Genomic DNA, 21406 nt, shown 5'->3' with positions numbered 1-21406 from the left:
TCACTGATATACCGATGGGTCCTTTACAACCATTGTCAATGCATCAATGAACAATTGAAAAAAAATATTCAATCATCGCAACTTGAAATTTTTAATGGAGCAGGCCATTGGATCCATATAGATCAGAAGGATCAATTTGTGAATTCAGTTTCAAACTTTTTAAAAAATTAGATTCCTTAGATTAAAGTTTTATTGAGGAAGATTTAAGGTGTAAAACTGTCCATTCAAAATTTAGGATGAACCAAAAGCCATCCTTGCTTTTGGTAAAAGCGATGCCGTGGCATGCCATATCAATTTTAGAAACTCATCATCATCTGAAATCAAATCGAAATTTCATTTGGAGTGTTTAAAAAATACAATTTTGGATATTTAGCCAAAATTCAATAAAAATACTTTTCCTTATTTTCTTTCACTAACTTTGACCTATCTATAAAACTAAAATACAATGAAAACCATCACTACCGCGCTGTTTTCACTTTGGGCCTCATTACTGCTCTTTTCTCAGGAAATACCCTATGGCAAAAGCCGTATTACCCTGATGTCTGAAGGAGTAGAAAGAGAGTTTTTTGTTCATGTGCCCCTAAGCTATAAATCAAATATTGCTGTTCCCCTGGTGTTTATGCTCCATGGGACAGGTGGAGATGGAGAAGTCTTTTACAATGCGCATGGTTGGAAAGAGCTTGCGGAAGAAGAAAATTTTATTGCAGTTTTTCCTTCCGCATTGCGATATAGAATTACAGACAACGAAGGAGATAAGGTCACCACCAAATGGAATACCCCTCCGGATGCTTCATTTGTATTTCAGTCGGGGCAAGATCCAAAGGACGATATTCTGTTCTTAAGAAAGATCATTGAACTCATTCGTCAAAGAGCCAATATTGATCCACAGAGAATTTACCTAAACGGCTTTTCAAACGGTGGCAACATGGCTGCCAAATGCAGCATTGAAATGGGGGATGTTTTGGCGGCGGTAGCACAGAATGCCTCTAGCTTTTTTATAGATACCAACTATACCCCAATCAGAAAATTGCCCGTGCTCTATCAGCTAGGTGATCGTGATTACGGTCCCGGAGTGGATGGAGAACCGGCTCCGCTCTCTCTGTTCTCCTATCTAATCAGTACTCCTGGTCTCCCTTATAAAAATGGAAGATTGTACCAAATTGCAGAAGCCCACAAAAAATATTTTGAATTGCAGGATACCTTCTCTTTAGAGGGAGACACCAATCGGGTAATGGTCGCGACCTACTTGCCAAAAACCAATACAGCGAAAAAGGGTTACGAGTTTAAATATATTTTTGTCAGAGGTCTTGCCCACAGCTATCCCAATGGTGATAACCATCCGTTTGATTCACCTCGATTTCATTGGGAATGGATGAAACAATATACACTTGAAGATCATGGAGCCCAAGATTTTGAACTGGTCGTACAAGATGGATATGGAGACGGATTTTATCAGGAAGCTGAGGTTGTGCACGTCTGGGCTGCACAGAAAGATGGAATGGTGTTTACCCATTGGTCGGGTGATGTGGAAAACCTGGAGTCTCCAGAAGAATACCATACAGTATGTACCATGCCTGGTAAAAATATCAGCATTCGTGCTAACTATGCTGTGTTGGAAGATGATATGAGATTGACGCCAACGATCATCAAGGCCAAAGAAAATAACAAGAGAATCCAAATTTATTTACCGTCCAAAGATAAACTGAAAGGAGTTGTTTGGTTCTTGCACGGGACCAATGGAAACGCCACCAACATGATGTATGATATAGAAGTTAAACAATTTGTGGACCGTCTGATGTCAAAAGACTATGGAGTTATTGGAATCACCAGTGAAGAAAGTGAATTTGACATCGATTTCGACAACGATGGAAATTTCCGATGGAGTTATGGCCTGGATACAAATCTTATTGATTTTGCAAACATCAGAGCGGTTAGAGACACTTTGATCGCTCGCGGAAGATTTGATTTCCAAACCGACCATTTTGCTTTTGGATACTCAGCCGGTGGTGCTTTTACAGAGTTTCTGGTCAATGCAATGGGATGGAAGGCTGCCATTAATCACAATTCGTCAGGCAGTGAAATCTTATCCCAGCTCGCCAAAATACCGTACATTGTTTCTATCAGCGAGAACGACCGGAATCCTGGCGTTGGCCCAGTTGGGAATGGCCAGGCTAAAACCAATTTAAAAAATTATCGGGATCGCGGTGCGTGTGCTCATTTATTGGAACACAAAAAATCACCGCTATTTCCGGAAAGATTCGACCGGTCTTCCTTAATTTCTGAAACGCTTTCAAAAAATATATTTCAAGATCTTAAAAACAATGATCTTTTGGATGAAAACAATTTTTTAAAATACTTTAGTGATTCATTGCGAATAATCTTATTGGCCAACCCATCCGCGTTTCCGTCTATTGTTACATTAAATCCTGCCCAGTTAAATGATTTGGAAAACCAAATCGATGTGACAAATGCAGAGCACAATGTAAAGGCAGAGTTTCATGGATTCACGATGAAGTTTATCGAAGAATTTTGCAACATTAGTTCCACAAATAATACTAACAAGGAAACAGCTTACTTCTACCCGAATCCTGCGACCGATCAAATTATTTTTGATAAAGAATCAGGTTACCAATTGTTTGATTGCAATGGAGGGCTAATCCTTAGAGGCAAATCAATCAAGGTGGACCTTCAACATGTTCAAGCTGGCGTTTACATTCTGGATGTTGAAAATAAAAAAGGAAAACTGATCATTGTCCAACGATAGTTTGTGAAATTATCCAATTGAGCTGGGCATCTGACCTGTTCAAATTTTTAGCAAAGTGTAGTTATTTATTTTTAGACCATGTGAAGACTTTGAATATTCATTCCTCATTCCTTGCTTTCACCGCTCGCTCAAAAATATCCACACTTCCGTTTTCCAATCGGAGAACTCCGCGTGGACATACCTCACTGCAAACACCACAACCGACACATGCGGCGCGAACAATGTCCTGTCCCCGCTGCGCATAGGCACGCACGTCAATACCCATTTCGCAATAAGTAGAACAGTTGCCACAAGATATACACTGTCCTCCGTTGGTGGTGATGCGAAATCTGGAGAAAAACTTTTGCTGGATACCCAATAGAGCGGCCATTGGACAACCAAACCGACACCAGACCCTGCTTCCCATCAGAGGATAAAATCCCACACCAATGACACCCGAAAATGCAGCACCGATTAAAAATCCATACCAACTTCTAAGCGCAGCAGTTTGAATAAAAAGAAAAGTTTCCTGACCTGTAAAATAAGAATACAAAACTCCTGCAGTCATGATCAGCACAATGACCAATATCGAATAGACCAAATATCTTTCTATTTTCCAGGCACTAATTGATTTGTCAGAAAGTTGTCTAAATGAATCTCCGGCTGTTTCAGCAAGTCCTCCACAACCGCAGACCCAACTGCAATACCACCGTTTACCATACAAATAAGTCAGGACCGGTGAGATCAAAACCACCATGAGAATGCCCCACACCAACATCCAACCGCCAATATTCCCAGCTTGCAATAATTCATTGAGGCGCCAACCATCAAAAAAATAATAATTCAATGGCCACATATTTTTTAAATCATTGTAAGGAAGATTGAGTCTTAGCATGAGTTCTGGTAATAGAAATGCAAAAGCAAACTGAAAAAACATCACAGATATCGTTCTGACAATTTGGTACTTTGAGTGTCTGTACTTCCAAATATATTTGATTCCAAATATTAAAATTGCCCATGTATAAAGAACACCGTAAACAAACCACTGACTTGCATCCTGATTTTTTAAAAATCGGCTCAAAGGATCAAACAAGGCGATAAGTCCGGAATTGCTGGATTCTCTCAAGCCCAAATATTGTGGATACCAGTAAAGCAAAACATAAAATACGGTGAGTAAAAATGCAAGAATCCATGCCAGCCATCCTCTTGAGGTCAATGGAGAAGTATAGAGTTGATTGTTTTTGATACCGGGGAGTTTGCCTTTGTACAAATGAAAAGCATACAAGATGACTCCTGAAGTCAATAAAAAGAATGAAAGAAAAAGATTCCAAAGCGAAGGCTTTAAAGAATGGAAAGTGCACAAAATCAAAATAAGAAGCCCTGCGATTCCTGAAGCCAAAGCGGATAAAGAAATCCATTTTTCAGTTATTTTTTTATTCAAATCCGCGATCATGATTTTGTTGTTTTCTCCAGAAATCGAATTACTTCATTGAGTTTCCAGTTTGCCTGCGCTTGCAATTCTATACCGGTTTGATTCGTTGCAGATTTCAAAAATTCTACGGCAACATCTTCATAAAATTCAGGATCGAAAAAAGCGAGCCGAATATTTTGAAGGACTTGAGTAATTATTGTTTTTTCTTGCAGCCACAGCTCACAAACCTCTTGCCTGAAACGACATCCCATCAGATTAAATCCAGTAACCACCAGACTTTCCCTTTCATAATTGATCCGGATCGACTTTTCTTTGGTGGGATGTCTCCAGTAAATGCTTTGGATATTTTCTGGTGTTTTGGGCAGGATCTGACCATACACCTGGTACTCGATGTCAAAAAATTTAGCGGAGTTAAACCAAATTCCAGGAAGATAGGACGAGTGCTCTCCTGCGATGTTGGCTGCCGCTGTTTTTCCCATCATTCTTCCTGTGTACCAGAGTGGTTCTATGGCCCTCCTTCCAGGCTGGGGATGTCTAAGTTGCGCACAATCTCCAATCGCATAGACATCCTGAAAGTTGGTTCTCAACTGATCGTCCACCAAAACACCCAAATCACATTCCAGTCCGCTTTCCTGAAACACATCAATGTTTGGTCGCACACCAATGCAAATACCCAACATTTGACATGGGATTTCCTCTCTTTGATCCGAAATAACTGAACCCACCTGATCCTTTCCGCAAATTTGTTCCAATTGAGTACCCAAGCGAAGATCAATTCCATGATTTCGGATGTGCATTGAGACCATCTTAGCCTCTTCGTTGGGAAGCACGTAGGACCCATATTCCGATTCTCTGACCAACATGGTGACTTTGATTTTTCTGCTATTTAGCATTTCAGCCAGTTCGATTCCAATCAATCCACCACCTACAATGACAGCTTCCTGCATATTTTTAGACCATTGTTCGATGGCATCCAGATCCCAGCGGTGATATAAACTAAAAACACCGTTGAGCTCCATACCCGGCCAATTGTATTTTGTCGGAACGGAGCCGGTGGCAATAATCAGATGTTCATAGTCCAAAGCCTGACCTTCGGTCGTATGAATTTTCTTTGCACCAAAATTTACGGTCTTAACTCTTGTCTTCAACAGCTCAATCCTGTTCTTAGTCCAAAAATCGGGCGGGTAGGGCATCAGATCCTTCCATTGCATGTGCCCCATATAGACATACATCAAAGCCGTCCTGCTATAAAAATATTCGCTCTCCTCAGAAATGACCAGGATTTCGTGATTCGTTTTTTTTCTGAGATGTCTGGCTGCTGTAATTCCTGAAATACCATTGCCAATAATACAGATTCTAGCCAATTTGGTGCGTTTTAAGGCCGGAAGATAAACTCACAAATTTACAAAAATCAAAATTAAACGTTGTTCTGTGAGAGATCGGTCGATAAATTTCGAGAAGCAAACTTGTATCAGAAATAATCATAAAAATAATCTTAATGTTTAAAAAATTGATAAATAATGGAGTAGGAATAACTTCATCAATCGTACTCGAAGTTTTGATCAATTCATCTCCAAATCTCGTCGAAAAATCAAATTAAATCCAAATCCGTATTTAATAAATCGCTAATATTGCAGTTTGAAAAAATAAAATCACAAAATCAAATCAAAATGAATAGAAAATTTACCTTACTCATTCTGTTGGCGTTCGTTGCTTTTTTTAGCCTGGACGCTCAGGCCGTGCGCAAAGTCCTCATTGAGGAATACACCAGTGCAACCTGCCCACCATGTGCATCCACCAATCCGATTTTTGACCCTTTTTTGGAATCACGAGGACCCAATGTAATTGCGCTTAAATATCAAAGTTACATCCCCACAACAGGTGATCCAATGTATGGACATAATATACCTGAATCACAGGCAAGACATCAGTTTTACGGAATCAACTCTGCCCCTTCTTGTAGATTGGATGGTACCATTCCTCACAACGGGCATCCGATCAATCTGGTAATTAATTCTGCTCCTTTGGACAGCAGAATGGCGGTTACTTCGCCGATCGAACTCAATGTTAATCACGAAGTGACCCTCGATGCCGGCAAGGACAGTATGTCTATCAATGTGGACATTAAGAACGTGAGCAGTGTTGATTTCACTGGAACTAACTATGTTCTTCATACAGTAATTACAGAAAGCAAAATCAGATTCCCGCGACAGGCCGCTACCAATGGAGAAATTGAATTTTCCCATGTAATGCGTAAAATGATCCCTAACCAATCAGGTACTCGTTTGACGACCGCCATCACTCCGGGAGAAACCAAAAGCTTTAGTTTCAGAGTGCCGGTGCCCTCTTACATATATTCTGTCAACGAACTTTCTGTAGTGGCATTTGTCCAAAATGCAGTGGTTTCAGGAGCAGGCGCCAGGGAAGTATTTCAAGCTGCTTATTCTGCCCCCAAACAGGCGCAGGGTGGGTATTTCGACATCAACTTAATCTCCGGTACCATGAAAAACCGGGTGGACCAATGTGATAATTCCGTATCCTATGATTTGGAATTTGAAAACGTTTCTACTGATTCTACTCCGATTACTTCCATCGATTTTGTACAATTAAATTCAGGTGTCGCAAGACCCCGCATCAACTGGAGCGGATCTTTGCTTCCCGGTGACAAGGCAAGCCATACCTTTAACAACCTCCCATTAAACCTCGGATCTGCTACCTTTAACATTTACATCGATCGAATCAATGGAGGAGCAATCAGAGACCGCAATGTGGTGAATAATTTTGAAGATCAGCTTAGATTATTAACCTTTCCAAATGCTACCAATGGCAATACTTTAAATGAAGGATTTGAAACAGGCAGCGGGACTACACCCGTCGCAAAAACCTATGTCCAAACCAATGGACTTAGAATCTTTAGAGCGAGTGCTGCACAGGGTAATAACTTCCCACACATGATGGGGGGCTTTGGCCAATCTGCCTGGAACATGTTTTTTGCCTTTTCCGATGCTGGATCGGGAGGATTGGTGGCCTCTTTGTATTTTGACAAAATTGATCTTTCACAAGGAATCAATACAGAGGCCAGCTGGAATTATGCCTATGCGGTGAAAGATGCAAATAGCAATGATAAAATGGAACTTCTCATCTCCACAGATTGCGGAGATACATGGACTACCGTTTATTCAGATTTTGGAAGCAGCATGGCTTCAGTACCAGTAGTGGATGTGGTCAATAGCCACATTCCTGGATTTTGGCTGCCTCTACCCGATCAGTGGAAAGCCCAGAAAGTTGATTTGTCAGCTTTCGATGGTACCCCGGAAATTCTTGTTCAATTCAGAGGAACCGGAGGCAATGGCTGGGCTTATTTCCTGGACGATGTCAATATTAAAAACGGAACTTCAGGCACACAAGATCCCGGTATCGTTCAATCGATGAAAGTCTTTCCAAATCCAGTTTCAGACAGGATCAACATGGATGTCAGAATGGAGGAGAGCGCCAAAGCGGATATCAGATTGTTCGACATGCAGGGAAGATTTGTGTCTCAACTTGCGAATGGACAGAGTCTTCAGGCTGGTCTTAACAACCTCAGTTATGCTGTGGACCTTGAGTCCGGAGTGTACTCTGTGGAAGTTCGCACAGCCAAGGGGCTTCAAACACAAAAAATCACTGTTTTCTAATAAACAGATCTAAAACAAAACCTCTTTTTAAAAAGCCTTCTGTCATCTCCAGAAGGCTTTTTCTTTTTCCCCCAATATCTGAGCATTTCAATACAGACTTTCTAAGCTGGTGGTTTTTCTTATATTTAACTGACCATCCGTCCGGTTGCTCCACTCGGAGTTTTTAACCCCCTAATTTGTATCATTTGATTCATGGGTTCATCTGAATTCTCGAATTTTCCAATTTTCAGATTTACAAATTGGCCAATTGTCTGATTTTCACATTATCTTTGTATCCTGTACTTAAAATAGGATGGTCATGAAGATATTTTACTGCACCTTGTTCTGTTTCATGGTTTCTAAGATGGTATCCGCCCAGATTACCAAATTTGAGGCCTTAGAAAATCCATGCAAAATCGAATTTATTACAGACCCCAATGTATTTGAGCATGTATGCTACAATAAAGTGGCCAATCGCCACACCCGTTCCATCGAATTGCTATGGGAACGGATTGATGTATCCCTTACAGAAGGTTGGGAAGCTTACGTTTGCGACAATCTCAATTGTTATCCCAGTTTTGTGACCAGATGTCCTGAGGAAAATTACAATGCGGTAGAGCCAAATGCACTGATGAATCTGGATGTGCACGTCGCTGACCATGAAATAGAGGGCAGCGCCCACGTGGAAGTCTATGTGTTTGAACGTCAGGATACCACCCAAAAGCTCAAAGTCGACTACCTATTTAATAAATCCTTAAGTACCAAAGGTCCGGCCAGAACCCAACTTATCCGGATGTACCCCAATCCCACCCAAAATAGTTTTACCGTAGATTTTAATTATGGCTTGAGCCGAATCGAAATTTATAACATCATGGGTAAAAAGCTGTTGGGTTTTAATGCGATTCAAGGAAAATCTTATGATATTTCCATGTTGACAGATGGCATCTATATGGTGAGACTGGTCGGCCAGAACCAACAAGTAGTCAAAACCCTCAAGCTGTACAAAAGGTCTGAAAGGCCTTAAGCCGGAAATTCGACATAATTGCGGGGAGTCTCATACAGCCGGACGGCAATGTCCATGGCTGCAGGTATTTCCGGGCGAACAAGCTGATAAATTTCGATACACAGATTCTCTGCGGAAGGGACTTTGTTTTTAAATTCAGGACACTCCACATTCAGATTTTTGTGATCATAGCGATCTTCTACCTTTTCCTTCAATAAGTCTTTTAATTTTCTAAGATCAATGAGGATACCCGACTCTTTATCCAATTCGCCGGTGACCTTTAGCTCTACTTCATAGTTGTGCCCATGGAAATTAGGGCTGGAACAAATTCCAAAAATTTCCTTGTTTTTTTCTTCGGACCAATCTGGATTAAACAATCTGTGGGCTGAATTAAAATGGGCCTTGCGATACACTGAAATTCTCATGAGCCGAAAAAATGATTGATTTGTACCTTTAAAATGAAAATCGTGCAAAGTGGTTTATTTCCTTGCACGATTTTTATGAATGAATTGAGAAGCTCTGATCACTGGATCAGGCGATCCTGGCCACTTGTTTGGTCAGGCTGCTTTTCAAATTGGATGCTTTATTTTTGTGCCAGGTGTTTTTCTTTGCCAGACGGTCAATCATACTGATGACTCTTGGCAATAACTTCTTGGCTTCAGAGCTTTCTGTAAGACTTCTGAGTTTTTGAACAGCCGTACGGGTTGTTTTTTTGTAATACCTGTTGGCCATTCTTGTCACCTTGTTTTGACGTATTCTCTTGAGCGCAGATTTATGATTTGCCATGCTTTTTCTTTTAAGGAGTGCAAAGATAAGGCAAGTGATGATTATTAATACCCTTTTCTGAAAAAATTTATCGAAGTCTATCCATGGATTTGACTATTTCCTCGTCTTTACGGATGGCGCGGGCGGCTAACCATACCAAAAACACGCCTGCAAAGCCTGTGAAAACACCCAGATCCAAACCCATTTGATCAAACTGCCCAAGCTTATATGTCGTATAAAATGTTGACAATAAAACCAATACAATCTGAACAAGGGCTGCCAGGCTCGCAATCAAAACCTGATTGGGGCGGTTACGGTATAAAAAAATGGCAGCCACTGTTAAGATCAGGGAAATCACCGCTCCTGAACTCAGGACATGGCTTTCCCAGATTTGAATTCTGCCGTCAGCAAGCACAGATTCCTCCAAAACCGGTGTCCTAACCAGTGAAATGGAGGGCCACAATGCTACAGAAAAGGCCAAAGATGCCAGAAACAACCATATGGTTTGAATTCTTTGAATCATGTCGTGCTTGGTTTTAAGGGGCAAAATACCAACTTTTTTTAACACGATCCTTCGTTATTGAATGCCCATTAGCCTGTGTAATTTGCATATAGTCCTTGCAGTTTTAAACTCATTACCCACTCCACCCGTTCTTTTAGAAAATAAATTGAAATGAAAGGATTATGGGTCTTATTCTTGTGTTTATTCTTAGGGACCATCGTCTGCGCTCAATCTAAGAATTTTGAGCAGACCAGCTTTGAGGTAGGAGGTAACTGCGGTATGTGTAAAAAAAATATTGAAAAAGCCATCAAAATAAAGGGAGTAAAAAAAGCTAACTGGGATGTGAACACCAAACTGCTCAATCTTTACTACAACCCCAGCCTTATCAGCTTGGATCAAATTCAACTCAGAATTGCTGCTGCAGGTTATGATACACCAAAATACAGGGCCAATGATGAAACCTATAATGCCTTACACGAGTGTTGTCATTATCCGAGAAAATAATCAAATCAAACACGGTTGATGGACCAGCTTTTTCCATTCAATATTAGTTACTGGGAAAGAATCGGTCTTCAGACTCAATATGATCTTTGCATCGTAGGTTCTGGTATCGTTGGACTTAATGCGGGAATCAGTTACTTAGAGAATAAGCCAAATTCCAGGGTGTGTATTCTAGAAAGAGGCTGGCGGCCTGATGGGGCAAGTACTAAAAATGCAGGATTTGCTTGTTTTGGCAGTGCGGGTGAATTGCTGGATGACCTGCAAAACCAATCAGCTGAAGAGGTTTTTGCGCTTTTTAAAAAGAGATATGATGGAATCGGCGCATTGAGAAAACGACTACCAAACGAAGATATAGGCTGGAATTCCGCAGGCGGATATGAAGTTTTCACGGATGAAAACAAAATGGATTGTCCATCTGATCAGCAATTGCAGCAAATCAATGCAGAAATCCAAAAGTGGACTGGATTGAAAAATTATTTTTCAATGGCCCACGATGAAATTTCGAATCATGGATTTACCAATGTAGCGGGCATGATTAAAACAGAACATGAATCTCTGCTCGATCCAATGAAAATGATCTTGTCTTTGATGAAGAAATTTTATGCATTGGGAGGTCAAATTTATTTTAATACGAGCGTTCTCCAATGGCAGGAGGAAACAGAACAATTGACCATATCTTGCAACCATGGATTTACCTTTTCTGCGCAAAAACTTTTGTTGGCCACAAATGGATTTGCCAAACAACTGATGCCAGAACTCCAGCTTACAGCTGCCAGAAACCACGTCCTGGTTTTGAAAACCCAAAATCCTCTATTATTAACTGGAGCCTACCACCATCATAAGGGCTATGTATATTTTAGACCGGTGAAAGGTGGATTGTTGATAGGTGGGGGAAGACATTTGGATTTGGAAAACGAGTACACCGATCAAATTGGATACAATCCAAAAATACAACATTCTCTAATCGAATTTGCTGAGCAGCATCTGCTGGAAAACAACAGGTATGAAATCTGTGATTCATGGGTAGGAATAATGGGGCTTGGCCCGGTCAAAAAACCCATCATCCAAATGCAAAGTCAAAGGGTAGGTGTCTCTGTGAGGATGGGTGGTATGGGCATCGCAATAGGTACTTTGGTTGGAAACGAAGCTGCGGAGATGTTGCTCAAGCAATAAATCCCATCACCCAACAGGTCTAAATTGATCTGATTGGATTTTGATTTTAAAAATCATAAGTCATACATTTTCTTTTGGATGGTCATTGGCACTCGGATTGAGTAAATCGCAGCGGTATAGGCTTACGAGTCCGCAAAAATTAGTATTTATGTTTTCAGGAATATTGCTTCTAAACAAATTTTGGATGAGCCTTTTTTGATTTTCTTCAAAGTATCTTATATGAATACTTTTCGGGACATCATATCAGCATGCATTTCCGGAGTGGTGGAGTCGCAATTCTTATAGGATTATATGCAGATTCAACCGGGGGGTTAGAATAATTTTAGAATCATTCAATTCTATTATTGCCTTGTAGTACTTTTATTCAGAGTTATCAATTAATTGTTATTTTTGTAATGTGGAATTTCTAAAACTGAATATTTCTTATGATGAAAAATTTCAATCCTTTTTGGCTGACCTTGCTGGGTTCAATACTTATCATACATGCCTGCAGACTAGGATCAACGGATGAGTGCAATGCTTTTAAAGTGACTATTGTCCAGCTTGGTACAGATCAACTCGAAGTTAATAAGGAAAATGGATTGGGACCCTTTTCCTATGAATGGAGTCATGGTATTGGAGATTTTCCAAAAATCACGGTAAGTGAATCAGGACTGTATTCGGTGACCGTTACTGATCATCAAAATTTGTGTACAAGTAGCGCTTCATATAATTTTACTGTATCCGCTGGAAATGGTTGCGGTTCATTTACAGCGGTGCAGGACAGTGAAAATAACCTTTATGACATCGTCACCATTGGTACTCAATGTTGGATGCAATCCAATTTATCCCTGGAGGCGGGTATGCAAAAATTAACCAATACCCAGGAATGGGAAGCAGCATCAGGTCCTGCATGGTGTTATTACGAAAATGATATAAACAATGGCCCCTTGTTTGGAAAATTGTACAACCGGCATGCGATCAACAAAATAAAATTATGTCCGGATGGCTGGCATATTCCCACGATGGCTGATTGGGAAAAGTTGATCTCGCATTTGGGAGGATACAATGAAGCTGGAGCAAGTCTGAGAAAACTGGATAATTTATGGAGCCCCGGTTCGCCGGCAAGCAATTCTAGTGGTTTTAGTGCACTACCCGGAGGCCGGAGACAACCTGGAGCTGCGACGAGTTTTATTGGACTTGGTTCCTATGCGGGGTTTTGGGCTTCACAGGCAGATAGCAATCTGAACAATGTTATCATTATACTCAGCAACAACCAGATTCTAAAATTTAATTTTCCAGAGCTTAATGTAGGATTAAGTTGCAGGTGCGTTAAAAATTAATTGATTTTTATTAAGCCTAAAGTTTGTTAGTACTTATAAATTGATAAATTTAATCTTCTTTTATTAGTCTCTCCATTGTAAGCTATAATTCCTCACGCCGGTCATGGAATATTACGCCGATCGATTTTTCTCCAATCAATAGAAAACTGGATTTACTTCCTGTTTTTTCTTCCTGATAAACTCGAAATCCAATCTCATAACAGTATTTTACATTTCGTTTACATTGTTTTACCTCCAATAGAAGCCTCATAAAATATTGGCAAATACCTTTGGGCCATTCATTCACTTAAACAACTGTAAGATGAAAATTCAATTGATTTTGGCCTTATTTCTAAGCCAGGCTTTTTTTATCAAGGGTATCGAGTTGTCCACTCTACCTCATACTTCTAACTGGGTTTATCAATCCAATGATTTTGGCGATCATTGGCAGGACATCAGCAATGGTTTGCCAACTGACATCCAAATTAATTGCATTCATGCCAAAGACCATACACTCATTGTCGCTCACCAAGATGAAATATACAAAACAAGTACCGCCTTATCGAGTCCGGCCTGGAAAAAAGAATTGGGTTTGAAAATGCCTGTATTCAATCTTGTGTCTGGTAAAAATGGTCTGTATGCTGTTTGCTACAACCATGGGATTTATCAATCCATTCCCGGTACCGGAATCTGGACCAAAAAATTTCCCAGGTTAGAAACCCAAACGATCTATACGATTCTGGAATCCAAATCTGGTCATCTTTTTGTCACAGGTGATAAGGGGATTTTTAAGTCTTCCGATCAGGGAAATTCGTGGTCATTGGTTTACAACAAAGGCTTGATTCTTGACATTTTCGAAGCCAATGGAGCCATCATTGCCGGTGGTAGGAACGGGGTGATCCGTTCGAAAAATGGCGGAGAAGATTGGGAGGAATTGCTCAATGAAAATACACTGATTAAACACACCAGTAAGATCGAAAATGGTTTGGTAGCAATTCTAGGAGCCAAGGACGTTTCGAGTTTGAATCCTGAAGGAATAACCAGCAGAATTAGACTATCGATGGACGGAGGTCGAAGCTGGTCCAGAATGGACAAAAGTCTGAAAACCAATTGTAAACCATTAATTTTTGAAAAAGACCTTTCTCAATCAAAGGATCTGTATGAGATGGTTCAGGCAGGTCAATACTTGTTCTGTAGTTTTGATCTTGGTATTTTCCGCTCGTCAGACCTTGGTAAATCTTGGCAATTGGTATTACCTGCAGACGAAGGTTATATTTTCCAATTGGCCGTCTCTGAAAACCGGATTTTTGCGGCACGCATCAAATTCAATGGATGTTGATCCAAATGGCTATTTTTATGGCATGTTTTTGCATTCTTTCAAAGTAAGTCAATCAAAATATTTTTGGTTAATAGCTGTTTTTCTACTTGGTGAGTTAAATGCTTATTCTGAGAAAAATAATCAAGAAAACGATAAAATCAATTTGGCATTGAGAAGAACGGCAGATCAACTCTTGCGCTTATCCGGAGATAGCATGAGCAGGATACCCGCCATTCAGCAAAAAGCAACATCCAACTGGCGCATTCAATTGAACCACACTTTTTCGTATGAGGCTCTGCCGGAATTGTTACAATCATCACTGGATCTTTACGGTATTTCTTCCAGCTATACCGTGAGCATTAAACGTTGTGCTGACGATAGCATCGATTTGGGATTTCACAAGTTAGATTTAACAATAAACTCCGAAATTCCATGTGCGGGAAGAACTCCACCAGATGGTTGTCATTACATTGATCTTGAGTTTTTGCCCTCTGCTCAATCTACATCTGTCTGGCGACTTAAAGAGACTGTATTGCTTTTTGCCCTTATGGGTTTTATCGGTGTATTGATTTACAAAATAAAGAGAGCAATACCAAAAAAGACTGAAGTCCAAAATCAAAACTGGATTTATTTTGGAGATTCAAAACTAGATCTTATCAATCAAAAACTGAGTTGCAATCAAATCACAGTGTCCCTTACTTTTCGCGAAGCCAAGCTTCTTCATTTGTTTATTGTGCACAAGAATAAACTTCTTGATCGGGAATTTATTCTTCAGGAAGTTTGGGCCGATGAAGGCGTTTTAGTGGGTCGGAGCATCGATGTTTTTGTCTCCCGATTGAGAAAAAAATTGGCTTCAGATCCTGGTGTCAACATTGTTGGTGTCCACGGCATTGGATATCGGTTGGAAACAGCAGAATAGATCGGATGTTTTGAAAATTGAAAATGGATTGAAACCAAAATAGGTATGGCTTACAAAATTCTGCCTGATTCATAGACACTCAAAAAGTATATACCCTGCAAGTATGTATGATTGTTAGCTTAGTTATGGTTTGAAAATTGGGAATTCAAATCTTTAATAATACAATAAATTAAATTCCCAATGCTTCACCTGCTTCAAGTTTCTTAATCGCGGACTCCAGACTCTTCCGATTGATTTCGTCCGGGGCTTGTAGAAGGGCAAGTCTGGCGTGTTCGAGCGCTTTTTTTAGATTTCCTGTGGCAGACAATCCGCGCATCATGCCCACATGAGTTGGCCAGACTCCTTTGTTTTTCTTAAAGTTGAGTTCAAATACAGACATTGCTTCTGTTGTTTTTCTTTGCTGCAGCAATTGTCTTCCGTATTGGTGAAGTTCGATCGCAGTCGCCTTGTCCATGGCTTGGTTCATGTATAATACCGCTTCCTCTTTTTTGCCCAACTTTTCCAAAAGTCCAGATCTTGTTGACAAGGCTGAAAAAGTTTGCAAGCCGCCCAAATTGGGATTGGTCGAAGAGATGATCCAATCGAGCGCTTGCTCGTAATTGATTTCATTGCGCAGACACCAATTGGCAGCAGCCTGCAAACTGGGTGGATCAAAACCTAACTCCCCACTCATTTGATCTTTAATATACTTCAATGTGTTTGCTTTGTGGTCTACTTCCAACAAAAAAGGAATTCTCCAATATTCCCATTCCAGGGATATTTCCACGGATCGATCGGTCTGATTTCGAAAGGTAAAATCCAATCTTTCCACCATATTCTTCTGGTCCTTAATCTGTCTGGTCACCACTCTCAATACCTCATCCGTAGAATCGTAAAAATAACTTCCCCAACTATGGTGGTTCTTATGAAAGATTAATATTGAAGAATCGGGATACAATTCAATAAAAAATCCGTACTTACCTGCAGCCAAATTTCTTCCGTTGATCGTTACATCCGTACTGAATGACATGGTGGTGCACTCATCTGCACCGGCTCTCCATGGGGATGGGACATTGGATCCAAAACCCAACACCTGAGTACCATAATATGCGATTTCGGTTCCCCAAATCTTCCCCTCTCTTCCTTTTACCCCAGGAGCATTCCATGTGATGAGGATATCGGTGACTCCAATTTTTCTACCTGAAATGCAGGCATGGTTGGTAGAATAGGGAATTCTCAAAGCCTGGGCGTTTAATTCTGTCACAACTGAAACCAAGGTCAATTGGATCATGAAAACGATTGCAATTCTGTTCATAATTTGAATTTAACTGGATAAGGAAAAAAATGCTTTAAACAATGTTTCTGGATAGAGTCATTTTTTAATGCTAAGTAGGACAATTTTATAATTAATTTGTTGCATTTATCAGCTGAGTTTAGATTGATCCATCCTTTTTATTTGTACTTCACCTCTAAAATCACACAAAATAATTCTATCGTTTGGTTTCTCTTTACAATCATCCATCCACAAGTCTGTATCCCACTGCTTTCAAAGTAAGGATCTGCACCCGCTTATCTTCTTTAAGATATTGTCTTAATTTTGTAATGTACACATCCAAATTGCGAGAATTGAAAAAATGATCATCACCCCACACCGTATCCAAGATGTACTTTCGATTGACCACTTCGTTCTTGTGATTAATCAACATCACCAAAAGCTGTGCCTCTCTATAGGATAAACGCTTAACTTCTGATTCCAAAATTAACTCCAACCTTGTGGGTGAAAATTTATACCGACCTATTGAGATCATATTTTCAGACCCTGCTGGAGTTTGACTTTGATAACACAATTGATAAAGATTATTGATTCTAACAATTAGCTCTTCCAAGCTAAATGGTTTTTTAATATAATCGTTCCCTCCTGCTTGAAATCCCTGCAGTACATCTGCCGTCTGATTTTTTGCGGTAATAAAAATAATAGGTATGCTTGGGTAATGAATGCGCAATTCTTTACCAAGAGTGAATCCATCCTTGACCGGCAACATCACATCAAACAGACAGATGTCGGGCTGAAAAGATTGAAAAGATTCAAGCAACTTCATGCCATCCAACAGGTGCAAGATTTCATAAGATCTACTCTGTAAGGACTCTTTTACAATTTTCGCCAGTGATGGTTCGTCTTCAATATAAAGGATCTTGATCATTGTACTAATTCAAACGGAAACGCAATTTCAAACGTATTGCCCCTCTCTGAAGTCTTTAATTGAATTCTGCCATGAATTGATTTGACAAGCTGAGCCACAATATACAAACCAAGTCCGTGTCCTTTTTCGTCATGTACATCTCCTTGAGGAATCCGATAAAATTTTTCAAATATTTTACTCTTCTGATCTTCAGGAATAGGAATTCCGTTGTCTTTTACCTTAACATTAAGTTCATCATCCGTTCGAATAATCTGAACGACTACTTGCGCGTCTTGTGATTTATTGTACTTCATTGCATTGTCAATAAGATTGTGCAAAATCAAAATATAATTTTGAGCATTGATCCATATTTCTCGCTTGTCTTCACTGCATTCCAACTGCAAATGAATCCCTTTTTGTTCAGCCCTCCATCGAAAAGAACCCAATATCTCTTCAGTGATCTGACAGATATCAAGCTTTTCCAGATCCATTCGGTTCGAATCCATTTGGTGTGAAACTTGCAAAACTTTGTCCACCAAACCATTCAACTTTTTGTTTTCTGCCTCAGCAATCCGGTAATATTCATCTCTCAATTCTTTGTCATGACCAGCATGAAAACTTTGGATGGCTTCAAGAGCCACACCTATGGTCGCTATGGGCGTCTTTAGCTCATGTGTCATGTTTCTCATAAAATCATTCTTCATGTCATATAACTCCTTCTCTTTCTTAGCGGAGCGTATAATACTTACAAATGCAAAGATTACCACAAGATAGAGCAATATTGAAAAAATGAGTTCAGGCAAAATTTCTTTCAAAATATATACTTGATTGTGATCTGTGTCGATACTGTAAAAATCCTGGGTAAACACATCTTTGTAGCTTTCTCCATTCTTAAATTCACTTAACCCTGTGTCTTTCTGGATGCGATATTTTATACTGAGATTTGATTTTCTGAGGTTATCTTTAAAAATTTTCTCAACAGCCTCAAAACTTGATGACTCATTTGATTTAAATAATCGGGTTGTGGAGTCAAGATTAATTGAATCGCTTCTTAGTTCGACCTTTACTTTCAAATCCTTTGTGTGTTGCAAAGAATGATCTTTGCTTGAAATCACCAATGTTCGGCTCATCACTCCATTGTGCTTCCCTATAGAATCGACCGTTAGGATTTCTGTTTCCGGCTTGTCCATATTTAAGCGCAAATGTTCTTCCTTGTTGATCCATGAAACACCTTTCAACTCAAAAATCATCTGATCCAAAACTTCTGATTCCGCGGTTTTGAAAGCATTGGTGAGAAGATAATGTACTTCCTTCTGTAATTGAGCTTTCTCGTTTTTGTAGCTATTGATTAAATAATAAACCAAAAAAACTGCAAGCAGCAAAAGACTGATCCCTGCCGATATCTGATGATTTTTATGAAATGATTTTTCCTTCATTTCTTATATTAACTTCACAAAATTAATCATTTTTGAGGGTCCCTGTTCCTCCATTAACCTTATTTAACCTTGCATCAACTTTGTTTAACCTGTGGCTGTCAAACTTAGATCTACTTTTGTGCCATTCTTTCATCACTAAAATTAAAACAATGAAATTAATTGTAACTATTCTTGCTTTTGCAGCCATTACCATTCCGAATTTTTCCCAGAACATTCACTCCGGGAAGATTATATTTAAAGAAACCATCAAACTAAATTTTGACCTGGGAGATGATAATCCTCAAATGGCCAAAATGATGCCTGCTTCTCAGTCAGTGGATAAGGTCCTTTATTTTACCAAAGATGAATCCTTGTATAAAAACCATGAAAATCCAAAAGATTTGGAATTGAAACATGAAGAAGGTGGTGGCACATTTGAAATTGTGATGAAAATTCCTGAAAGCATCATCTACATTAACCCGGTTGAGAATACATTTATTCAATCCCAGGATCTAATGGGAAAGGATTTTCTGATTACTGACAAACTTCCAAAAAATAAATGGAAAATGACAGGAGAGCAGAAATCAATTCTAAATTATCCTTGCCAGAAAGCAATCCTTCAGGATACTTCAAAAAACGTGGTCGCGTGGTTTACACCACAAATACCTGTTAACTTCGGACCATCGGGAATGACGGGTTTGCCAGGCATGATACTTGCCCTGGAAACAGACAATGGCGACCGTATGACGATAGCAACATCCATTGACAATTTACCCGAGTCTTTCCAATTTACCAGACCAACAAAAGGTAAAAAAGTAAGCAAAGCAGAATATGAAAAAATCAGAGAGGCCAAAATGAAAGAAATGGGGGCCACAGATGGAAAGAATGGCAGCATAAAAATGATAATCACAGAAGAGAGACATTAATTCTGAAACATGCGTCCATATCTCGTTTTTTATGTTATTGTCCTCCTCAGTCTTTTCAAGGTGACTGCTCAAAAAATCCATGGGATTGTCCTGGATGAAAATCTGCAACCAATAGAGTACGCATCTGTGGTGCTGCTAAATCAATTCGATTCTACCGTAATCCATTTTAAGCACTCGAATCGCAAAGGTGAATTTGAATTTTCTACTGATAAAAAAAGTAATTTGTTACTGCAGATTTCCTATCTTGGGTATGAACAATTTTGGTTAGTCCTGCACGACATAGACAAAGATACTTATTTGGATTCAATTGTGTTAAAGACGAGTTCGCATTTGTTGGAAGAAATTGAAGTTAAAGATTTTTTGAGTCCAATGAGTTTTGGAAAAGACACCATTCAGTACAATGCCTCAGCCTTTAAGGTAAAACCTGGAGATGTCGCAGAGGATTTATTGCGCAAACTTCCAGGTATTGAAGTCGAAAGGGACGGATCTGTCAAAGCCCTTGGTGAAAAAGTAGAGAATGTCTTGGTGGATGGAAAGGAATTTTTTGGCAAAGACACCAAAATTGCCACAAAAAATCTGGATGCGGATGCCATCGATAAAGTACAGGTTTTTGATAGAAAATCTGACAAATCAGAATTTACCGGAATTGATGATGGACAAAGAGAAAGATCCATCAATCTCAAATTAAAAGAAGACAAAAAGGTTGGATATTTTGGAACCACAGAAATCGCAGCCGGAAGTTCAAAAAGAATAAAGTGCCGGGCAAATCTCAATCGATTTACTCCCAATCTCAGATCATCATTTATTGGAATGGCCAACAACATCAACGAGCAAAATTTCTCCATCAGAGATTACATTGATTTTATGGGTGGGATGGGATCTTTTATGAACGGTGGAGGCTCTGGAGGATTTACGATTGATCTTGATCAGAACGCCGGACTTCCAATTGGCATGGACAACAACCAGGGGATCCAGAATTCCTATGCTGGCGGTCTAAATATTAACAAAGATTTCTCCAAGAAATCTACTATAGAAGCATCTGTCTTTGGCAATCACTTTAAAAATGATCTTCGTCAAACATCCATTAGAGAAAATTTATTGACGGATCGTCGATTTAGCAATAAAAACAATGATGAGCAACTTTCGGGAAATAGTTCTGGAAGTTATTCTCTGCGATGGAAAAACAGATTTGACTCCAGCCAAATGATAACCATCCGGTCGACAGGAGCGCTTGGTATTAATTTTGCGAAATCTGTAGGACAAAGCATGGTGTATAACAATGATCTAAGTTTAATAAACGACAATCAAAATACCATTGACATGGCTGACCAGATGTTTCGGATGAACACGAATGTATTGTGGCAAAAAAAAACAAGAAAACCGGGGCGAACCTATAGCTTCAATGGACAAATCAATTTCACAAAAAACAATTCAGAGGGTGACATAAGTTCTACTTACCGGATTTTTGAACCCATGCTCCAAACAAACGATCTTTTACAAAATCAAATTGGTCTCGACGATGGTTTTTTTTACAAGACCGAAGGCTCCTATACCGAGCCTCTGGGTAAAAAACAATATCTAGAATTTTAAACATCC

General features: G+C 39.6%; 18 protein-coding genes. 10 read left to right on the top strand and 8 right to left on the bottom strand.

Annotation, left to right across the window (positions count from 1 at the left end):
* The first annotated feature begins 445 nt into the window (after nucleotides 1-445).
* Nucleotides 446-2764 carry a hypothetical protein gene (locus IPM48_05085; protein ID MBK9270949.1) on the top strand — a complete coding sequence of 773 codons (2319 nt, stop codon included), beginning with the start codon at nucleotides 446-448 and terminating at the stop codon, nucleotides 2762-2764.
* 97 nt (nucleotides 2765-2861) lie between these two features.
* Here IPM48_05085 and IPM48_05080 read toward each other — a convergent pair whose 3' ends face one another.
* A complete protein-coding gene (locus IPM48_05080) occupies nucleotides 2862-4196 on the bottom strand; it encodes a 4Fe-4S binding protein (protein MBK9270948.1) in 1335 nt (444 codons plus the stop codon).
* A complete protein-coding gene (locus IPM48_05075; protein MBK9270947.1) occupies nucleotides 4193-5539 on the bottom strand; it encodes an FAD-dependent oxidoreductase in 1347 nt (448 codons plus the stop codon). Before IPM48_05075 ends, IPM48_05080 begins: the two co-directional genes overlap by 4 nt.
* Nucleotides 5540-5845: 306 nt before the next feature.
* On the opposite strand from IPM48_05075, the gene IPM48_05070 reads away from it, so the two are divergent.
* Both IPM48_05070 and IPM48_05065 read left to right on the top strand, forming a co-directional pair.
* Nucleotides 5846-7849 (top strand): T9SS type A sorting domain-containing protein, encoded by a 2004-nt coding sequence (locus IPM48_05070; GenBank protein MBK9270946.1) that lies wholly within the window; start codon nucleotides 5846-5848, stop codon nucleotides 7847-7849.
* Between the two features lie 298 nt (nucleotides 7850-8147).
* Nucleotides 8148-8852, top strand: coding sequence for a T9SS type A sorting domain-containing protein (locus IPM48_05065; protein ID MBK9270945.1), 705 nt, complete (start codon nucleotides 8148-8150; stop codon nucleotides 8850-8852).
* Here IPM48_05065 and IPM48_05060 read toward each other — a convergent pair.
* The 3 genes from IPM48_05060 to IPM48_05050 all read right to left on the bottom strand — a co-directional run bounded on the left by IPM48_05060 (nucleotide 8849) and on the right by IPM48_05050 (nucleotide 10119).
* Complete coding sequence (locus tag IPM48_05060) at nucleotides 8849-9256, bottom strand: 6-carboxytetrahydropterin synthase (GenBank protein MBK9270944.1); 408 nt, start codon at nucleotides 9254-9256, stop codon at nucleotides 8849-8851. The genes IPM48_05065 and IPM48_05060 overlap by 4 nt on opposite strands.
* Before the next feature lie 106 nt (nucleotides 9257-9362).
* Complete coding sequence (locus IPM48_05055; GenBank protein ID MBK9270943.1) at nucleotides 9363-9617, bottom strand: 30S ribosomal protein S20; 255 nt, start codon at nucleotides 9615-9617, stop codon at nucleotides 9363-9365.
* Nucleotides 9618-9684: 67 nt separating this feature from the next.
* Complete coding sequence (locus tag IPM48_05050; protein MBK9270942.1) at nucleotides 9685-10119, bottom strand: DUF4293 domain-containing protein; 435 nt, start codon at nucleotides 10117-10119, stop codon at nucleotides 9685-9687.
* Between the two features lie 150 nt (nucleotides 10120-10269).
* On the opposite strand from IPM48_05050, the gene IPM48_05045 reads away from it, so the two are divergent.
* The 5 genes from IPM48_05045 (at nucleotide 10270) to IPM48_05025 (ending at nucleotide 15310) form a co-directional block, all read left to right on the top strand.
* Nucleotides 10270-10602, top strand: a complete 333-nt coding sequence (locus tag IPM48_05045; GenBank protein MBK9270941.1) for a heavy-metal-associated domain-containing protein — start codon at nucleotides 10270-10272, stop codon at nucleotides 10600-10602.
* Between the two features lie 18 nt (nucleotides 10603-10620).
* Entirely contained in the window at nucleotides 10621-11772 is a 1152-nt protein-coding gene (locus IPM48_05040) for an FAD-binding oxidoreductase (protein ID MBK9270940.1), read from the top strand.
* Between the two features lie 425 nt (nucleotides 11773-12197).
* Complete coding sequence (locus IPM48_05035) at nucleotides 12198-13094, top strand: fibrobacter succinogenes major paralogous domain-containing protein (protein MBK9270939.1); 897 nt, start codon at nucleotides 12198-12200, stop codon at nucleotides 13092-13094.
* A 301-nt stretch (nucleotides 13095-13395) separates the two neighbouring features.
* Complete coding sequence (locus tag IPM48_05030) at nucleotides 13396-14412, top strand: hypothetical protein (protein MBK9270938.1); 1017 nt, start codon at nucleotides 13396-13398, stop codon at nucleotides 14410-14412.
* Nucleotides 14402-15310, top strand: a complete 909-nt coding sequence (locus IPM48_05025) for a response regulator transcription factor (protein ID MBK9270937.1) — start codon at nucleotides 14402-14404, stop codon at nucleotides 15308-15310. Before IPM48_05030 ends, IPM48_05025 begins: the two co-directional genes overlap by 11 nt.
* 169 nt (nucleotides 15311-15479) lie before the next feature.
* On the opposite strand, the gene IPM48_05020 is transcribed toward IPM48_05025, so the two are convergent.
* The 3 genes from IPM48_05020 to IPM48_05010 form a co-directional block, all read right to left on the bottom strand.
* Nucleotides 15480-16604: a DUF2911 domain-containing protein gene (locus IPM48_05020; protein MBK9270936.1), complete on the bottom strand. Its 1125-nt coding sequence runs from the start codon at nucleotides 16602-16604 to the stop codon at nucleotides 15480-15482.
* Between the two features lie 199 nt (nucleotides 16605-16803).
* Complete coding sequence (locus IPM48_05015) at nucleotides 16804-17490, bottom strand: response regulator transcription factor (GenBank protein ID MBK9270935.1); 687 nt, start codon at nucleotides 17488-17490, stop codon at nucleotides 16804-16806.
* On the bottom strand, nucleotides 17487-18905 hold the full coding sequence (locus tag IPM48_05010) for a HAMP domain-containing histidine kinase (GenBank protein ID MBK9270934.1): 1419 nt from the start codon (nucleotides 18903-18905) through the stop codon (nucleotides 17487-17489). Before IPM48_05010 ends, IPM48_05015 begins: the two co-directional genes overlap by 4 nt.
* Before the next feature lie 149 nt (nucleotides 18906-19054).
* Here IPM48_05010 and IPM48_05005 point away from each other — a divergent pair, with 149 nt between their 5' ends.
* Together IPM48_05005 and IPM48_05000 are read left to right on the top strand one after the other, a co-directional pair.
* Nucleotides 19055-19810, top strand: coding sequence for a GLPGLI family protein (locus tag IPM48_05005; protein ID MBK9270933.1), 756 nt, complete (start codon nucleotides 19055-19057; stop codon nucleotides 19808-19810).
* Nucleotides 19811-19819: 9 nt separating this feature from the next.
* Nucleotides 19820-21400, top strand: a complete 1581-nt coding sequence (locus IPM48_05000) for a hypothetical protein (protein MBK9270932.1) — start codon at nucleotides 19820-19822, stop codon at nucleotides 21398-21400.
* Nucleotides 21401-21406 lie beyond the last annotated feature (6 nt).

This window comes from Saprospiraceae bacterium (assembly GCA_016715965.1).
Lineage (GTDB): Bacteria > Bacteroidota > Bacteroidia > Chitinophagales > Saprospiraceae > Vicinibacter.
The sequence above is the reverse complement of the archived record's forward strand: the minus strand, read 5'-3'. Positions and strand labels throughout refer to the sequence as shown.

Bases quoted from the DNA above. Each gene is read 5' to 3' on its own strand.
- IPM48_05085 (MBK9270949.1), top strand. From the start codon at position 446: ATGAAAACCATCACTACCGCGCTGTTTTCACTTTGGGCCTCATTACTG.
- IPM48_05080 (MBK9270948.1), bottom strand. From the start codon at position 4,196: ATGATCGCGGATTTGAATAAAAAAATAACTGAAAAATGGATTTCTTTA.
- IPM48_05070 (MBK9270946.1), top strand. From the start codon at position 5,846: ATGAATAGAAAATTTACCTTACTCATTCTGTTGGCGTTCGTTGCTTTT.
- IPM48_05065 (MBK9270945.1), top strand. From the start codon at position 8,148: ATGAAGATATTTTACTGCACCTTGTTCTGTTTCATGGTTTCTAAGATG.
- IPM48_05060 (MBK9270944.1), bottom strand. From the start codon at position 9,256: ATGAGAATTTCAGTGTATCGCAAGGCCCATTTTAATTCAGCCCACAGA.
- IPM48_05055 (MBK9270943.1), bottom strand. From the start codon at position 9,617: ATGGCAAATCATAAATCTGCGCTCAAGAGAATACGTCAAAACAAGGTG.
- IPM48_05050 (MBK9270942.1), bottom strand. From the start codon at position 10,119: ATGATTCAAAGAATTCAAACCATATGGTTGTTTCTGGCATCTTTGGCC.
- IPM48_05045 (MBK9270941.1), top strand. From the start codon at position 10,270: ATGAAAGGATTATGGGTCTTATTCTTGTGTTTATTCTTAGGGACCATC.
- IPM48_05040 (MBK9270940.1), top strand. From the start codon at position 10,621: ATGGACCAGCTTTTTCCATTCAATATTAGTTACTGGGAAAGAATCGGT.
- IPM48_05035 (MBK9270939.1), top strand. From the start codon at position 12,198: ATGATGAAAAATTTCAATCCTTTTTGGCTGACCTTGCTGGGTTCAATA.
- IPM48_05030 (MBK9270938.1), top strand. From the start codon at position 13,396: ATGAAAATTCAATTGATTTTGGCCTTATTTCTAAGCCAGGCTTTTTTT.
- IPM48_05025 (MBK9270937.1), top strand. From the start codon at position 14,402: ATGGATGTTGATCCAAATGGCTATTTTTATGGCATGTTTTTGCATTCT.
- IPM48_05020 (MBK9270936.1), bottom strand. From the start codon at position 16,604: ATGAACAGAATTGCAATCGTTTTCATGATCCAATTGACCTTGGTTTCA.
- IPM48_05015 (MBK9270935.1), bottom strand. From the start codon at position 17,490: ATGATCAAGATCCTTTATATTGAAGACGAACCATCACTGGCGAAAATT.
- IPM48_05010 (MBK9270934.1), bottom strand. From the start codon at position 18,905: ATGAAGGAAAAATCATTTCATAAAAATCATCAGATATCGGCAGGGATC.
- IPM48_05005 (MBK9270933.1), top strand. From the start codon at position 19,055: ATGAAATTAATTGTAACTATTCTTGCTTTTGCAGCCATTACCATTCCG.
- IPM48_05000 (MBK9270932.1), top strand. From the start codon at position 19,820: ATGCGTCCATATCTCGTTTTTTATGTTATTGTCCTCCTCAGTCTTTTC.